The organism is Bacteroidales bacterium, assembly GCA_016707785.1.
Classification (GTDB): Bacteria; Bacteroidota; Bacteroidia; order Bacteroidales; family UBA4417; genus UBA4417.
Window position 1 is genome coordinate 59,481 of sequence record JADJGZ010000060.1, and the last position, 18,279, is coordinate 77,759.

At 41.6% G+C, this 18,279-nt stretch carries 11 protein-coding genes and 1 pseudogene; 11 read left to right on the top strand and 1 reads right to left on the bottom strand.

Translation table 11 applies throughout. The features are described 5' to 3' along the window. The first annotated feature begins 21 nt into the window (after nt 1–21). From IPH84_20035 to IPH84_20060, 6 genes and pseudogenes are all read left to right on the top strand, one after another. Nucleotides 22–4,065 (top strand): T9SS type A sorting domain-containing protein, encoded by a 4,044-nt coding sequence (locus IPH84_20035; protein MBK7175450.1) that lies wholly within the window; start codon nt 22–24, stop codon nt 4,063–4,065. 66 nt (nt 4,066–4,131) lie between these two features. Continuing rightward, nucleotides 4,132–4,602: a GNAT family N-acetyltransferase gene (locus IPH84_20040; GenBank protein MBK7175451.1), complete on the top strand. Its 471-nt coding sequence runs from the start codon at nt 4,132–4,134 to the stop codon at nt 4,600–4,602. A gap of 74 nt (nt 4,603–4,676) precedes the next feature. Beyond that, on the top strand, nt 4,677–5,876 hold the full coding sequence (locus IPH84_20045; GenBank protein ID MBK7175452.1) for a DNA polymerase III subunit delta: 1,200 nt from the start codon (nt 4,677–4,679) through the stop codon (nt 5,874–5,876). Nucleotides 5,877–6,025: 149 nt separating this feature from the next. Continuing rightward, complete coding sequence (locus tag IPH84_20050) at nt 6,026–7,102, top strand: hypothetical protein (GenBank protein ID MBK7175453.1); 1,077 nt, start codon at nt 6,026–6,028, stop codon at nt 7,100–7,102. Nucleotides 7,103–7,124: 22 nt separating this feature from the next. Beyond that, entirely contained in the window at nt 7,125–7,637 is a 513-nt protein-coding gene (locus tag IPH84_20055; GenBank protein MBK7175454.1) for a gliding motility lipoprotein GldH, read from the top strand. An 8-nt stretch (nt 7,638–7,645) separates the two neighbouring features. Further along, a pseudogene (locus tag IPH84_20060) lies at nt 7,646–9,974 on the top strand (transglycosylase domain-containing protein). Here the strand turns inward: IPH84_20060 and IPH84_20065 are convergent. Continuing rightward, nucleotides 9,968–12,061 (bottom strand): glycosyltransferase, encoded by a 2,094-nt coding sequence (locus tag IPH84_20065; GenBank protein ID MBK7175455.1) that lies wholly within the window; start codon nt 12,059–12,061, stop codon nt 9,968–9,970. The pseudogene IPH84_20060 and the gene IPH84_20065 overlap by 7 nt on opposite strands. 357 nt (nt 12,062–12,418) lie before the next feature. Between IPH84_20065 and IPH84_20070 the strand changes: the two genes are divergently transcribed. The 5 genes from IPH84_20070 to IPH84_20090 all read left to right on the top strand — a co-directional run bounded on the left by IPH84_20070 (nt 12,419) and on the right by IPH84_20090 (nt 18,248). Then, nucleotides 12,419–14,020, top strand: coding sequence for a hypothetical protein (locus tag IPH84_20070; GenBank protein ID MBK7175456.1), 1,602 nt, complete (start codon nt 12,419–12,421; stop codon nt 14,018–14,020). 41 nt (nt 14,021–14,061) lie between these two features. Continuing rightward, complete coding sequence (locus IPH84_20075; protein MBK7175457.1) at nt 14,062–14,928, top strand: glycosyltransferase family 2 protein; 867 nt, start codon at nt 14,062–14,064, stop codon at nt 14,926–14,928. Nucleotides 14,929–15,170: 242 nt separating this feature from the next. Beyond that, the gene (locus IPH84_20080) at nt 15,171–15,902 is read left to right on the top strand and encodes a class I SAM-dependent methyltransferase (GenBank protein ID MBK7175458.1); all 732 of its coding nucleotides are present in this window, start codon (nt 15,171–15,173) and stop codon (nt 15,900–15,902) included. After that, on the top strand, nt 15,883–17,211 hold the full coding sequence (locus IPH84_20085) for a Coenzyme F420 hydrogenase/dehydrogenase, beta subunit C-terminal domain (GenBank protein MBK7175459.1): 1,329 nt from the start codon (nt 15,883–15,885) through the stop codon (nt 17,209–17,211). Before IPH84_20080 ends, IPH84_20085 begins: the two co-directional genes overlap by 20 nt. Further along, nucleotides 17,208–18,248 carry a flippase-like domain-containing protein gene (locus tag IPH84_20090; GenBank protein MBK7175460.1) on the top strand — a complete coding sequence of 347 codons (1,041 nt, stop codon included), beginning with the start codon at nt 17,208–17,210 and terminating at the stop codon, nt 18,246–18,248. The genes IPH84_20085 and IPH84_20090 overlap by 4 nt, the downstream gene beginning before the upstream one ends. Nucleotides 18,249–18,279: the final 31 nt, after the last annotated feature.

The window sequence follows — 18,279 nt, forward strand, 5'->3', positions numbered from 1 at the left end:
TGAGTCTGAAATATCATTGTCATGTCCCTGTCCCGACTTGTACTGCTGTTTTTTACCATTATTATTATTGGTTCTGAACTTATAGCACAGCAATTATCTCTTCCAGGAACCACTTCCAGGATTACACTTAAAGCATCGCCAGGTATTTCCTACCAAAATGGGCTTACAGATCCTGATTACCCTCCTCTTGAACTACCTGATCACTATATTGGGAAGCAGCTGCCTTATATAGTAGATAATTCCATTCATCCATTTATGAGGCCTATCTTCCAGCAACAGGGGGCCTCCTGTGGACAGGCTGCAGGATTGGCATACAATTTCTGTTATGAGATCAACCGTGCCAGGAACATTCCATCTAATGAGGCGTCCAATCAATACCCAAGTCATTTTACCTGGAATTTCATGAATGCCGGTACATATTACGGAGTTGGGGTTAGTTACTTCCATAGCTTTGAAATTCTAAGGCAATTAGGATGCCCGAATGAAGCTACTTTTGGGCCTATAACCATGGAAAACCCATATTTCTGGATGAGTGGCTATGAAAAATATTATCAAGCCATGCACAACAGAATCAGTAAAGTCAACTCGATCAACCTAAGCAATACCAGGGGGCTGCTTACCCTGAAAAACTGGCTGAATGACCACCTTGACGGCTCATTAACAGGTGGGGTTGCAAATATCTATATTGGTTACTATGCTACCAATTCTCTCCCTCCAGATTCTCCCGAAGCCGGTAAACAAGTGGTTACAACATGGGATCCCATCGCAACACATGCAATGACAATAGTGGGTTATCATGATTCCATCTGTTATGATATGAATTCAGACGGTTTATTTACCAATGATCTGGATATCAATTCAGATGGTTTGATTGACATGAAGGACTGGGAAATAGGGGGAGTAAAACTGGCCAATTCATATGGAATTTATTTTGCCGACAGTGGGTATTGCTATGCACTCTATAGCACATTGGCAACGAAGTATGGGTATGGAGGAATTTGGAATAACTCGGCTCACGTCATTACAGTCGAACCCGGATATACACCTTTACTTACACTGAAAGCCACTATCAATCATAACAAACGGGGCATGATCAGGCTGAGAGTTGGTGTAAGTGCCGATACTCTTGCATCTTATCCCGAAAAAATTATGGAATTCCCTGTCTTCAATTTCCAGGGTGGCGAATTTAATATGCGAGGGGGATATGGTCCTGATGACAAAGACCTTGAACTTGGCCTCGATATCACACCCCTGGTGGGAGCCATGAAAAATGGAAATACAGGGCGATTCTTCCTGCTCGTGGATGAAAACGACCCGCTGAGTTCAGGAACAGGCAGTATTAAACAATTCTCCATTCTCTCCTACTCAGAAAATAGTCCAAAAGAATTCACATGTCCTGACACCCCTTTCCAACTGATGGGGAATGGAAGCACAATACTTTATGTGAATCTTCATGAGCAAATGGCTGACATAACGATTTCTCCTGAGTCAATGCCCACTGCAGTTGCAGGCTTACCGGTTAGTGTTCAGCTTTCAGCAACAGAAGCTCAGCTTCCTCTCAAATGGAGTATTAAAAGAGAATATTCAAGGCTTGTCGGTTCAACTGCCTTCATACATGGTGGTGGCTCTGAACTTCCAATCAGTACCGCACAGGAAGGTATTTCTATGCTGATTCTGCCCTTCTCGTTTCCATTCTATGGCAAGACCTACGACACCCTGATCATTCACACCGATGGCTACCTGCTCTTTGAAGCTATGAATGCTCCCTATCCCTATCTTCAGGATGAAGCACTCTACCTGAGCCAGATTAATGGGATCGGAGTGTTCATGAATCAGCATCAACAGATATCCCTGCCGGAACATGGAGTATGGGTGAACTCTGATAATGGGAAAGTAATCGTCACATGGGTTTTGGGTAGCGAATTAACTCCGGATCAATCAAACAATTTTAGCATTACTCTTTACCCTGATGGTAAAATTGAACAATCATTCGGTGACCTGAATGCCCTTCTGGAAAATCCGGGAATATCCGGAATTTCAGATGGAGACGGAACTAATTTCCAGGTACAGACATGGAATAAGAATACACCAGCAGGATTGATTTCATTTCTTCCCCAACAACTACCGGAAGGGACAGAAATATCTGAAGCAGGTTTAATTTCCACACAGACTATAACAGGAGATTTTACTGCAGATTTTACTGTTGTATTGACAGATGGGAGGCATATTCAAAAAGAAAAAAAGTATTCCCTTTCCAATGGACCTTACGTGGAGGTAGAGATTTCTTCAGGTGATGATCAAATGATTGAAGCCGGGGAAGAAGCAGAAGTATCCCTGAGACTAACGAATAATTCTTCAGGGGTATATGAAAATATTCAAATGGTTCTGAGACCTGTTTCTCCTGTAATCCAGGTAACCGATTCCATAGTAACATTGAACTCCTTAGCACCAGGAAGTACATCTTCATTAGAGCAGGCATTCAGCTTCATTGTTTCAGATACCATCTCCAGGAATTATGAAATTGCTTTTCTATTGCAAATCAATTGGGACGGTCACCAGGTGCAAAAACTCCTGAACTATACTGCCTGCAAATTAAATTACAGCATTTCCGGCCCCCTCATTATCGATCAACAAAACAACCAGCCTGATCCGGGTGAATCCTGCAGACTAATCTTTCGTTTATCCAACGGCGGGAAAAAGCCTGTTCCGGATTTTAATGGTTTGCTAAGCTCCACTGATCCATTTATTAGCTTATCTCCACCTATCGGAAATCCTTTCCTGAAATTAAACAATAACTCTTATGATCAGGCAGAATGGGAATTATCAATTAATCCTAACACGCCGCAGGGACATACAGCTACTCTTCAATTGATGGCAATCTCTGATCAATTTGATACCCTTCAGGAAAATTTCAGTGTTACCATCGGGGATACTAAAATCCTAATCATCGATCTCGACAGAAATCACAATTCTGCTGTTCATATTGCCTCTTCTATTTCAAAACTAGGGATAATGCCCTCTATGCAAACCAGTATCGACAGTAATATCTTTAGCTTCTCCCAGGTATTTGTCTGCCTGGGAGTGAAACCTTTTATGCATCTTTTATTAAGCGGGGAAAATGAATTACTTAACCATTACCTTGAACAAGGGGGAAATGTTTACCTGGAAAGTGGTGTAATGTTTGGTACATCAATCTCTTATAGTGCGATTGAAAAGTTCAGGGTAAGCGGGAATACTCAAGCATGGACACAACGGCCTGATACTCTGTTAGGCATACCCTCTACAATCATGGATGGACTTCAGTATCACTACAAAGGAGATAGCTTGATGATCTATAATCTCATTCCGGAAGAACCAGCGATCGCGCTTTTCCATGACAAGAACACAGGGCATATTTTTACTGTAGCCAATGATTCCAATACTTTTCGGACCATTGCCTCTTCAGTAGAATTTGGTGGAATTTTTCCCTATGCTGAAACTACCCGTGAATTGATCATGAAGGAATATCTCAGTTTTCTGGGTGCCAATCCGGAAGCCCTTGCTGCAAATTTCAATGCAAGTAACTATTCTTCCTGCCCGGGGCTTGATATACATTTCGAACCTTTTTGTGCAGGTGAGCCCCTCACTTACCACTGGGAATTTGAAGAGGGTGACCCTGCAGAATCTTTCCAATCTGCCCCGGAATGTCGGTGGTCAGATCCGGGATTTTACGGTGTAAGACTCACAGTAACCGATCACAACGGGACCAATACCTTGCTCAAAGATCACCTGATCGAGATTTTGAATTGTAATGACACTCAGGAAAAAGTTAATATCTGGGATGGAATACTTTATCCCAACCCTGCATCAGGCAGCGTATATCTTAAGTTCTACTCCCCACGGCAGGAAATGATAAAGTTCTGCATTCATGACATAAGCGGAAAATTAATCAAATGCGAAGAAAGAAATATATCCCATGGCTATATCAATGAATCTATCGATATAAAGGGACTATCTCCGGGTATTTATCTTCTAATCATTAACCGGCATTCAGGAAAGGAATTGATGCGATTGACCGTTAGGTAATGCTTTCAAAATCCGGTTTCCAAAATCAAAAAAATAGTTCAAATTGAATCAGAAAAAGTGTTCAAAGTGAATGAGTTACCAAGAATTATCGATATTAAAGATAAATCCTGGGCGGCACCTGTCCTGGTATTACAGAGGGAATCGTACCAAATTGAAGCTGACCTGATTGGTTTCCAGGAAATCCCCCCATTAGTGGAGTCAATCGAAGAATTACTAGTATGCGAAGAAGTATTCATCATTATTGGAAGTAAGGATGATGTTAAAGGGTTGATAGCACTGGAAATGAACAACCCTGATTCCCTGACAATCTCCAGGCTGTGTGTCTCGCCAAAATATTTCAGGCAAGGGATTGCAGGTACCCTGGTTCGATGGGTGCTTTCTTCATATCCGGAGGTAAAAATCGTAAATGTCAGTACTGGTGCCGAGAATATTCCCGCGATCCGTTTTTATGAAAATATGGGATTTGCTCCCAGGGCTTATGAATGGGTGGCCAATCAATCGCTAAAGATCTTAAAGCTCGAATATTCAAGAGGATAATAAAAAGCTAAGGAAGCACATCCCATGAATACCATTATCAGGGAAAACCTTAACTTTGTTGCAAATACCATGCAATGCGATTTTGTGACATCCCCGGACAGCAAAAAGTAAAACAGCGGCTTATTCAATCCGTTCAGGAAAACAGGGTCAGCCATGCACAACTATTCCTGGGGCCTGAAGGGTCTGGCAAACTGGCAATGGCCATTGCATACACCCAGTACATTAACTGTAAAAACCGCACCCCCGAAGATTCCTGCGGAACCTGTAGCTCCTGTAATAAGTTCAGCAAATTGATCCATCCCGATCTTCATTTCCTTTACCCTATTAATAAAACCAAGGAAATTGACGAAAAAAAGGTTACCTATAAGGATTTCATCGTAGCATGGAGAGAGTATGTACTTCAAAACAAATGCTATCTTTCTCTGCCAGGTTGGTATGATAAAATCGGGATTGAAAAGAAACAAGGCTTCATCAGTGCCGATGATGCAGATAGTGTGAATGGCACACTTGCATACAAGGCGTATGAAGCAGAATATAAGGTGATGGTGATCTGGATGGTTGAAAAGATGAATCAACAGGCTGCCAATAAACTACTGAAAAACCTGGAAGAACCACCTGATAAAACCTTGTTTGTTCTCATTTCTGAGAATCATGACCAGGTAATCAGTACCATCCTGTCCCGCACCCAACTCATTAAATTTCAGCCCCTGGAAGATGAAACACTGGCCCACTTTCTGGACGAAACCTACAGTCTTGGGGCTGAAAAAGCCAAAGCTTTATCGTTACTTTCCAACGGTAACCTGAGATTTGCTCTCGACAGGGTATTGCTGGATGATTCTGATTCTACTGAACCAGATCCTGATGAGGAAAAATTCATCCTTTTGCGTGATTGGATGAGAAAAATTTATGTGTATGGCGTTAAAACGAAAGAATTTGACCAGCTTATGGAGGTCATTGTCCGACTGATCGGAGATGGCAGCCGTGAAAAACAAAAAGAATTCCTTACTTATACCCTCGACATCCTTCGCTTATGTATGCTATACCATGTCGGGAATTCACAACTTGTAAAAAAAACAGGGGAAGAATTGGAGTTTATTTCAAAATTCTCGGCGTTTGTACACCCAAGGAATATAAGTCAATTCGATGATGAAATTAATAAAGCAATCCTTCATATTGAGCGGAATGCCAATGCCAATTTCATTTTTACCGACCTGTCACTGATCATGTCGCGACTGATAAAAATTCCCGCCAACAGCCATACCAAAAAAACGTAAATTTGCCCTTTCACTTGCCTTTCATACGGCAAACCTAAATATACTAACAGGTCCATTCTGTCGTTATTGCCCAGGGCAGCGGCTTATGCAGGATCTACTAACTTTTTGAAATGGAAGAAAATACCCCTCTCGATATATCTATGGACCCGATGTTTGCCCGAGGCTGTTGCAGGGGCAAGACTGAAGGGACTTCTGAAGAAATAAAATTTGGCCATTCCTGTGCAAAACTGGATGTCATTGATTGGCTGAAAGATTTGCCTTTACCTGATTCTCACGTTAAATTCGACTGTGCCGAAATCCGATTCAAAAACAACCGGAAGGATTTTTACCGTTGTCCGGCAGGACTCAACCTTCATATGGGAGATATCGTTGCAGTAGAAGCTTCTCCAGGCCATGATATCGGAATTGTTACTCTCACCGGGGAATTGGTGAGGTTGCAGATGAAAAGAAAAAATCAAAACCCTAACCGGGAAGATATCAGGAAAATTTACAGGAAAGCAAAAGTTGCTGATATTGAGAAATGGATAACAGCAGCCAATCGCGAACAAAGTGCCATCATCAGGTGTAGGGTTATTTCTGCCAACCTTGGATTGAAAATGAAAGTGAATGATGTTGAATTCCAGGGAGATGAAACAAAATCAATCTTCTACTATACCGCAGATGAAAGGGTCGATTTCCGGGAACTAATCAAAATACTGGCAGAAGAATTCAAAGTCAGGATTGAGATGAAACAAATTGGAGTTAGGCAGGAAGCCAGCAGGCTTGGTGGGATTGGTTCGTGTGGAAGGGAACTCTGCTGCAGCACCTGGCTCACCGGGTTTCATTCTGTATCAACAGCAGCTGCAAGGGTGCAACAAATGTCGCTTAACCCTCAAAAACTGGCAGGACAATGTTCAAAGCTTAAATGCTGCCTGAATTATGAATTTGAATCTTATGCTGATGCCATCAGGGAATTCCCGGATGAAAATATTGTCATAAAAACCCGTAAAGGAGATGCTACAGTCCAGAAAATAGATGTTTTTGGTGGCATTATGTGGTTATCATATAAAACAAATGAAGGAGAGTTATTTGCAATTCCTCTTGAAAAAGTAAAGGAGATCATCCAACTGAATAAAGGGGGAAAATCGGTTGAAAAGTTGGAAGATTATGCAAGGAAACAGGAGAAAAAAGTTACACTCGATATGGTAACAAGTACTGAAGACCTTCATAGATTCGATAAAAAATAGGGACTCAACACAACGTTAAATCATGCATTCAACCATACCAGGCTTGAAACAATACAATGGGATCAGAAAAGGCTTGTTTTTAGCCATGATTATTTGTGTCTTATTGAGTTTACCGTCCTGTGACCGCTCCATTTTCTATGAAGAGATGCAACATGTAGAAGGAACAGATTGGAAAGAATCAGACACCTTATTCTTCAAATTTGAAGTAACAGACACATTACAAGCCTACGACCTCAGTTTCTCTGTCAGAAATACTACATCTTACCAATTTCAGAATTTGTACCTCTTTATAACAGCCTGGTATCCCGATCAGACCTGGTCAAGAGATACTGCTGAATGTATCCTGGCTGCTTCCGACGGTGAATGGCTTGGAAAAGGCAATGGCAAAATCCGTGATTCCCAGTATTTATTCCGGAAAGGTGTCAAATTCAGAAGATCCGGGAAATATACCATTGGCGTAAATCAGGCAATGCGGACTGAAAGTCTGGCAGGTGTTTCTGATATTGGAATCCGTCTTGAGAAATCAGGAAAATAAAGAACAGCATGAAAAAGAAATTAAATGAGAACGATTGGATAAAGCGGTTCTGGCTGTCATACCTGGCTTCCCTGGTTTTTATTGCTCTTTTTTTCACCGCTTTATCAGCCGGATGGCTTGGCTTCATGCCTTCTCTCCAGGAATTGGAAAATCCAAAGAGTAACCTGGCTTCCGAAGTAATTTCCGCAGATCAGAAAATGCTTGGTGCCTTCTATATCGAAAACAGGTCCAATATCCATTATTATGAACTCTCCCCCTGGATTGTAAAAGCTCTTATTGCTACCGAAGATGCGAGGTTCGAAAAACACTCCGGAATCGATGGAAAAGCTTTGATGCGTGTGATGTTTGGAATGGTCACAAATACTGATAAAGGAGGTGGAAGTACCATTACTCAGCAGCTTGCAAAAAACCTCTTCCCCAGGAGAAACTTCAGCACCATTTTTGGAACCGGTTATGTAAAACTCAGAGAGTGGATTACAGCCATCAAACTTGAAAGAAACTACACAAAAGAAGAAATTGCCGCTTTATACCTGAATACAGTCGATTTTGGAAGCCAGGCTTTTGGGATTAAATCAGCAGCTAAAACCTATTTCGATAAATCTCCTGCTGAATTAAATATGCAGGAATCAGCCCTGCTCATTGGGATATTGAAAGCTCCTTCCCGGTTTCATCCTGTAAGAAATAAAGAAAGGGCCAATAAACGGCGCGAGGTTGTGCTTCACCAAATGATGAAGTATAAATATATCACTGAACAAGAGTATGATTCTGTGAAATTGATCCCGATTGATATGGCACATTTTAGTGTGCAGGATCATAACACCGGCCCTGCCACATATTTCCGGGAATACATACGGCTTATGCTGATGGCAGGTAAACCTGAAAAAGGAGCATATGATGATCCAGGGGAATATATTGCCGATTCTGTTCAGTGGGAGAAAAATCCTGCATACGGTTGGATTCATAAATACAAGAATGCTGAAGGAGAATCATTCAATCTCTATAAAGACGGACTCAAAATTTATACAACCATCAATTCCAAGATGCAGAAGTATGCTGAAGAGGCCGTCACTGAGCATCTTTCAAAAGACCTTCAGCCTGAATTCTATCGCCACTGGAAAGGTAATAAGCATGCCCCTTATGATATCTCTGACAAAAATGAGATCAATAAGATGTTGCTCGCCTCCAAACGGCGCTCCGACAGGTATCGCAGCCTGAAAAAAGCAGGAGTATCAAATGATTCCATCGATAAAAGTTTCAATACCCCCATTCCAATGCGGGTATTCAGTTGGAAAGGTGAGCTGGATACAATCATGAGTCCTATGGATTCTATTAAGTATCATAAATGGTTCCTCCAGGCCGGACTCATGTCAATGGAACCTCAAACGGGCTACGTGCGGGCTTATGTGGGAGGAATCAATTTCAAACATTTTAAATATGACCATGTGGTGGTTGGCCGACGACAGGTTGGATCAACCTTTAAACCCTTTGTTTACACTGTTGCCATGCAGGATGGGAGAACTATCTCCCTGTTCCCAGGTTCCCAATGTCCAGGTAAACATTGAAAACAATGGAGGAGTTTGGTCACCATCAAATTCAAGCGATTACAAGGAAGGACAGATGGTTACCCTAAAGGAAGCCCTTGCCAACTCCATCAACTGGATCTCAGCCTATCTTATTAAACGGTTCTCTCCTCAAACGGTCGTCAAAATTGCCCGTAAAATGGGAATCGTTAGCCCTTTACCCGCAGTTCCCTCCATTTGTCTGGGCACTCCTGATATCAGTCTGTATGAGATGACCGGGGCTGTTGACACCTATGCCAATAAAGGACTTTATATCCAACCCATTTTCATTACGCGTATTGAAGATAAGCATGGCAATGTACTTGCCGAATTTACCCCCAGGCAGGAAGAAGCCATGAATGAGGAAACAGCTTACCTCATGCTGGTCCTGATGAAAGGTGTTGTAGAAAGCGGAACTGGTGCCAGGTTGCGGGGTAAATATGGGCTCTCTAATCCCATCGCCGGGAAAACAGGTACCACCCAAAGTAACTCTGATGGCTGGTTCATGGGACTTACCCCTGACCTGGTAACAGGTGTTTGGGTTGGCGGTGATGATCGTAGTATCCGCTTCCGTTCAACATCGCTTGGACAGGGAGCTAACATGGCTCTCCCAATTTGGGCACTCTATATGAAAAGAGTATATGCCGACGCCACCTTGCAGGTTTCAAAAGGAGATTTCGAAAAACCGGAAGCCCCGCTTTCAGTAGATTTGAATTGTGCAACCTTCAACGAAAAATCATCAGAAGTCGAAAAGAAGGAAGAAGAAGACCGTTATTGATTTTCTTCCAGTTTGTGAACGTTAATCTGAAGCGTCCCACCTTTAAGTGATGATTTTACCACTTTCTCATAATTCTTCCAAGTCCAGTTGGGTCCGAACCAGCATGGGTCCCAGTTATACAAGATCGACATCCGGATATTAAGGTAGCTGAAGAAGACAGCAAGCACGATAAGAATGCCTTTCCTAATCATATACCCATCTGGCACCAGTTGTTGCAAAATGATCGCAAAGGGGATCGCAAAGAGTGAATAATATTCAATGAAACTGCGATATCCAAAAGCACAATCAAAAGTATAGCACCACCAGCTGGCATTTATATATAAAATTACAAGGAATACAACCAGTATTGCCATCCCCTGAACATGCTTCCTGAAAATCATAAAGATGAGTCCAAGCATGCTTAGAATCATTACCGGGGAGTAAATAAACCAACCGGAAACTACTCCAAATAATACTTTGAATATTTTTGGATTATTCCAGTAAATAAAGGATTCATTCCCACCAGCTGAATATTTATAGGAATAAACAAACCATTCCCCTGTTGTAAGATGCCAATAAGTCATTTGTGGTATAAACACAATAACAGCCACCAGGAACATGAGAATTAAATAAGGCCAGCTTCTGAAAAGGAATTTTATCCGTTCCCACAGTAACCTGGAATTGGTTACTCCAAATAATACAAGATAAAACCCAATAACTATGTTGGTTGGTCTGATAAGCACAGCCACTGCAAGCGGAATCCCAATCCAAAGTGAATTGATGATTCCGGGTTTCTCAAGAAAAGCCGGGACTTTATAAATAAACAAACTGATCAGGAAAAAAGAATAAACATGCGACATCGCAGGTTCAGCCACAGTATAGAAAAACAGGTTGGTTCCAAAAAAGAGTAAAAGAACTGTAAAAAAGGCAATTATGGAGGACACATATTTTTTTAAAGTAAGATAAACCAGGCATAAAGCAAGGAAGGCATATAGTAATGCACCCAATGCAATGAAGAAACCATAATCTGCTGAATAGCCTGTTGTAGGCAATCCTTTGGCTAATGTATAAGCATGTCCCATGAAGAAGAATGGTGCCTGCATGAAGGCAGTCCCCCAGGTATACTTATTGAACATATTGCCATTAGGAAGCTTGATCGCATATTTCATTTGTTTATCCAGGTTATCGAGGATAAACCATGTAGGTAAATACTGATAATACCCTAACCCATCGCTTTTGAAAACATACCTGTAGCTATGCTTGTAGAAATCTGTATGACTAAAATTCAGATTCAGTCCCAGGAAAATTAAAAATGCAAGCGTATATCCTATGTTTCGCCCTAACTTTTTCTTAGCTCCGGTTACCGGTGATGCTTTTTTTTTAGAAAATGTCTTTTTTTGAGAAAGGCCATACTTTAAAATGCAATACAATGCCCTGAAACCATCTTTCCAATTGATCTTCTTCCCTTCTTCATAGGTCCTGCCATAGTATGAAATCCCTACCTCATAAATCCTGATCCTGTCAATGGCAGCTAGCTTTTGCGTTACTTCCGGTTCAAAGCCGAAACGGTTCTCCTGTAATGGTATGCCTTTAATGATTTCACTTCTGAACAACTTATAACAAGTCTCCATGTCTGTAAGATTCAGATTGGAAAAAATGTTGCTCGTAAACGTCAGAAACTTATTTCCAATCGTATGCCAGAAAAACAGGATACGATGTGGATTGCCCCCCATGAAGCGGGATCCGTAAACAGCATCTGCCACTCCATCAAGCATAGGCTTTAACAGAATGTTGAATTCCTCAGGATCATATTCAAGGTCAGCATCCTGAATAATAATAAATTGCCCGGTTGCTTCTTTAATCCCTGTGTGTATAGCTGCACCTTTCCCTTTATTGACCTGATGATTCTCCAACCGAAGATTGAAATCAGGATGCAGTTTTGAATAAGCAGCTACAACCTCTGCAGTTGCATCCGATGAGCAATCATTTACAACGATCACTTCTTTTCGCAATTCACCTACAAGATTCACATTCCTGACCTTGTCAAGGATCAGGTGAATGGTCTTAGCTTCGTTATAAGCAGGAATAATAATTGAAAGTGACTGCATATCTGCTTGATTGGATGGCAATATTACGAAATATACACGAGGGTAAAAAGCAGGGTCGATACGACAGTGAAGTAATATTGTAATATTCCGCTACGCTGGTTTACTATTTTGAAAATGCAGCAGAATACATTGTATTAGCAAAGATCTGTGCGAATTGATTAAATAATTACTCAAGAATGTGATCTTTCCCTAATTTTACAATCAAATTGAGGCTCCTATCAAGGCTGGTCGTAAATAAATCAGTGTTTGTCTCTTTTCCAAAAAACTTTGCACACTCTGCAGAAGAGTCTTCTTCAATGAGTTTACATTTTTCTATGGAACTATTTTCGCTCTATCAGAAATCAATTCGGATGAAAAATGACAACAGGAAACGTTAAATCATGCCTAACCAAACCAACATTCCTGGTTTACTGGTTGATAATTATTATTGTGATTTCATTGACTGTTTCCAGGAATTTATGGAATCAACCCAATAAAATAATCAAGGATGACATCAATCATTATTATGCATATTTACCTGCAACCTTTATTTATCACGATTTAAGCCTGGGTTTTGTAAGAACCAACATGGCTAATTTTTCAAAGCATTTCTGGCCAGCTACCAGTCCAACAGGGAAGTGGGTGATAGTTACCACGATGGGGCTTTCAATCATGTATACTCCATTTTTCCTGATTATTCACTACCCCTTATCCTGGATGGGTTATGAAGCAACAGGATACACAGCGCCATACCAACTCGCTCTTATCTTAAGTTCCCTCTTTTACTTTTGCGTTGGATTACACCTTCTTCGCCGAATACTTGAAAGGTATTTTAATCCCTGGGTGAGTGCCATCAGCATGTTTACAATTGTAATGGCAACTAACCTGTTGTTTTATGTAGTGGATGAACCTGCAATGTCTCATTCATACAACTTTGTTCTGTTAACAGCTTTTGTATATTGGACAATCAGGTGGTATGAAAAGCCGGGATTGGCGATTTCTTTGATAATTGGATTTCTAACTGGGCTGATTGCCCTTATTAGACCCACTAACATACTAATTATCATTATTTTACCACTTTGGGGTATAGCAAGTTGGAAGGAATTGCTCAATAGGTTAATGTTTTTACTGAGGAAATACTATTGGATCCTGATCATGGTGATTTCAGCTATATTGACCTGGCTCCCCCAAATGCTCTATTGGAAGACTTTCACAGGCCAATACTTGTATTTCTCATATGGTGATAAAGGGAAATTCTTCTTTCTGAACCCCCAGGTTATCAATTCACTTTTCAGCTATCGGAAGGGCTGGTTGGTATATACTCCCATCATAGTTTTTGCATTGATCGGTTTAATATTTCTTTGGAAGAACAAAAAATCTTTATTCACACCTGTCCTGGTATTCCTCGTATTGAATATCTGGGTGATTTCTTCCTGGTGGTTATGGTGGTATGGCGGAAGTTATGGACTGCGGGCCTATGTAGATTCATACGGCCTTATGGCTCTTCCGATGGCGGCCATGATTAGCTGGACTTTTGAAAATCGTAAAATCTGGATTAAATCCATAGTGATAACAGTCATTTTAATCTTTACAGCTCATAATTTTTTTCAGATCGAACAGTACCATACAGGAGCTATCGATTATGTATCCAATACCCGTGAATCATACTGGGAGTCCTTTGGGAAAATAAAAAAGTCAGATCGATATCCTCATTTGCTATCATATCCCGACTATAAGCTGGCAGAACAGGGAATTTACCCAAAACCCGTGCTTGACCCATTGTATACTGGCAAACTCACACGAAAAGAAGGAATTGAAGTTTTCAGGAAGCAGATCATGGAATCACCTGAACTTCTCGAAATGGTGAGGAATAAATCAGCTGCACAGGGAATTTCACTCGATTCAATGTTGTATCTTGATGCACTTTGTATTTATGACATGAAAGTTCAGGCTGGAACCATTGTTCCCGCAAAAGAATAATATACTGAAATTGAAAGTTTCAGAAACCCGGAATATTGACAATGACAGAAACTACAGAATACAGCATCATCATTCCTGCTTACAATGAGGAAACCGTTATTGGCCCCTTCCTTGAACAAATGACCAAACTAGGCTTCTGCAGTAAGCACGAAGTGATCCTGGTAGATGATGGTTCTACTGACCGCACTGCTGAAATTGCAGGTCAATTTCCTATCAGGATAATCCATCATGGAAATAATAAAGGATATGGAGCATCCTTGAAAACCGGCATTAGAAAAGCTAATGGTGAAAAGGTAATCACTCTGGATAGTGACGGGCAACATGACCCGGTTTACCTTTCAAAAGCGATGGAACTGCTCGAAAATCATGATATGGTCATCGGTGAACGTGGAATTGACTCTTTCCAGGTACGGAATCGTAAAGGAGGAAAAAAACTGATCCGAAAAGTCGGCGAATACCTCGTTGAACAACAACTCCCCGATTTTAACTCCGGTTTCAGAGGGTTCGATCGTAAACTCATCCTCTCTATGCTGCACATAATGCCTAATGGATTTAGCTTTTCAACCACTTCAACACTGGCATTTCTAAAAGAAGGCTATACCATTGGCACCTTTCCCATCAAAGTGGAAGAGCGCAAAGGAAGAAATAGTAATGTCAGATTCCTGAAAGATGGAACTAAGACAATGCTATTGCTCTTTCGTATTATCATGCTATTCAATCCATTAAAAGTTTTCTTCCCTGCCAGTATCATATTCACTGCCTTGGGCATTGGTTGGGGCGTGTATGGTTATCTTGCTTTTCAGCGCTTCTCAAACTCCGCTATAATACTCATTACCCTGGGGATGTTCCTGTTTTTCTTTGGACTTTTGGCAGATCAGATTGCGCTGTTGAACAGGAAGAAGAGCTGAGTAGGGGATTTCTGATTTAGGTGGTAGTGAATTGGGTATGAAGAAGATAGGAGTCAAGAATCAAACCATCCAATTCAAAATCAAGATACCTAATAAAGCTGAAAATTAAAAGTCAAATCAATTCCATCCGACATTTGGCAGCCAAAATTCACAATCCGCAATCCAAAATCAGAAATCCAAATTAAACACGCAATAACGATGAATAACCGCCAGCTGGCGGACCAAAATCCAAAACACCCCCCATGCACCAAAAAGAGGACTTTCAGAATCCCTGGACCGATGCCGATGTAGAAGCACACTGGGATGCGGTGGCACATCTGTATGTGAAAGAAAACGATAAGGTGAAAGATACACATGATCAGCGCTTCCTCTTCAGCCTTCCCCAGCTCGACTTATACTGCAGTGCCCGTGTTCTGAATATCAGCAGCCGCGATGGGGAAGCTGCCAGCTACATCAACAAATTTGAGCCTTCTGTTGAAGTAACCAATGCTGAAATCTCACAAAAGCTGATGGATGTTGCCACTTCATTGAACCCGGATATCAGCCAGGTGAAGATCAACAGCTATTCAACACTTCCTTTTGCTAACGAATCATTCGACCGGGTACTTTGTCTTGAAACATTGGAACATGTCGAAAACCCGGTTCTTTTCCTCGAAGAACTTCACAGGGTCTCCATCCCGGATGCAAAAATGGTCCTGAGTTGTCCGCCTGCAACTTCCGAGATCCCCTACCGCATTTACACTGCTCTTTTTGGTGGTCATGGTGAAGGTCCTCATCGCTTTCCTTCTTCAAAAGAAGTTAAAAAATGGTTAAAGCTAACAGGCTGGGAATTAACTCTCCACAAAGGGACTGTTCTCCTCCCTGTAGGTCCAAAATGGGCAAAAAAAGCAGGAGAATCCATTATTGAAAAATTTCAAGGTACCTTCATTGCCGAATTAGGAATCCGCCAGTTTTATGTCTGCAAAAAGTCTTGACCGTCTTCAGTCTGTTATTGATCATAACCTGTGCAACCGGTGTGGAACCTGTGTTGGCCTCTCAAATGGTGCCATACAATTCACCGATCGCACCGGGAAATTCCTGCCTGCCATCATTCAGGAACCTTCAGATGATGTTGCTGAATTGCTCTGGAAAGCTTGTCCCGGGGGGAATTTTGATTTCCCTGGCTACAGAAGACAATTTTACCCTGAAACTACTCCTTTTCATACTTACACTGGCCCCTATCAGCAAATTAGCATAGGCTTTTCTAATGATCCTGTCATCCGCAGATCTTCCGCAAGCGGGGGGATACTTTCAGCGATTCTAATCTGGATGCTGGATAAAAAAATGATCGAAGGTGCTGTTGTTACAGGAATGTCAGAAACTGAACCCTGGTTGGCAAAGACCTTTATAGCTACAAGTCGTGAAGAGATCCTTTCCGCTTCACAAAGCAAATATATCATCACCTCTGTCAATGAAATTTTACCGGAGATTCAGGCATTTAACGGGAGATTAGCTTATGTAGGACTACCCGGACAGGTGCAATCCATCCGAAAATTACAGGCGCTGAAACATCCATCTGTTGAAAATATAAAGTACATATTCGGCCCTTTCTATGGGAACACACTGCATTTTTCTTCAGTATCAGGATTCCTGAGATCTTATGGCGAGAAAGACTATACCCAGATTAAGCATCTGTATTTCAGGCATGGGGAATGGCCGGGAAATATGAGGGTGGAAATGAAAAATGGCCGTGTGATTGAATTGCCAAAATTCCATGCAAACTACCTGATCCCTTTTCATATTCTGAAAAACAGCCTTCTATGCACTGACCTCAGTAATGAATTCACCGATATTTCCGGAGGTGACGCCTGGGCTCCTACCTATGAAGAAAGAGGAAAAGGATTTTCCATGGTAATTTCAAGGAGTTTGCCGGGAGAAGAAATACTTAAACTAATGCAGGCCGATGGTGCAATCAACATACAGCCTGTAGATCTGAATGAAGCTATCACCATGCATTCACATGGTTATGACCTGAAGAAAAGAGGCTCTTTTATAAGAATCAGGTTTCGGAAAATGCTTGGATTGGCTGTCCCGGATTATGGCTACAGGCTGAAAGATTTTCCAATGAGCAGATATTTCATGGAGCTAGTGATACTTTCACTATTTTTGGTTTTAGGAACCGCTCCGGCAAGATGGCTGGTTGAAAGGATTTCCCCCTCCTGGATTGGAAAGATCTTTGAGAAATCAAGGACCATCTGGAAAAAATCTACCTACCGAATTAAACGAAACAACCTGGAATCATGACAAAAAAAACGGTATCACTTATTGTTAAACTGGTGATAACCGCTGCTATTCTTGTTTTCCTCCTTACCCGGGTAAATTTCGACTTCGCCAGTTTCAGAAAAACCCTTGCCGGGATCGATCTTCCTATGTACCTGCTTTCATTATTCGGAGTGGTCATTGTACTGGGAATTAAAAGCTACCGCTGGAAACTCCTGGTTGCCAATGAAGGATTTACATATAAAGCCAGCCGCTCTTTTGGAGCCTATATGTCGAGTGATGCCATAGGAATTGTTACCCCGGGCCGGATTGGTGAAATAGCAAGGCTGTATTATGTCAGGCAGGAGACTGAAATCTCTTTCTTTTCAGCTTTCAAAACCATCGTTTCCGACCGTATTTTCGATTTCACCATGCTGGGCTGGTTCGGACTTGCAGGACTTGCCTATTACCTCAAAATACCAGGCACTTTCCCGGGCTGGGTATATATGGTTTCAGTGCTGGCCCTCATCCTTATCGCATACACACTTGGACTATGGTTATTGGGCAAAATTGTAAAAATGAAATGGACCCATCGGTGGAAAGTACCTCAATTTGTGTATGAAAGCTTTTTAGCCGTAATCTCACGACAATCATTCCGAATGTGGGCGCTAACCATCGTTGCATACTTTGCTTACTTCTTCTTCTCCTGGCTGATTATGCATTCTTTGAGAGTAAAGCCCGGATTGGTGGATGTTGCATTCATCATGAGCATAATGAGCCTTTCAACCATCATCCCAATATCTGTTGCAGGATTCGGAACAAGGGAAGCTTCACTCGTCCTGCTCTTCTCTTATTATCAGCTATCATCAGAGGTCGCCGTTTCATTTTCACTCCTGCATTTCAGTGCCTTTTTCCTGTGGGGTGGACTTATCGGGCTGGTGTACTGGCTGGCAATGCCCATTTCTCTGAAACAAGTGAAAGACGACTCCCTGGAAATTGTTCACCTGTTCAGCCGACAGCCTGCATCATCGCCTAAACCCCATAAAACCGCAGATACGAAATCTGAAAGCAGCCAAATGTAAGTCCGGGCTAACCTACCAATGGATAAAACCA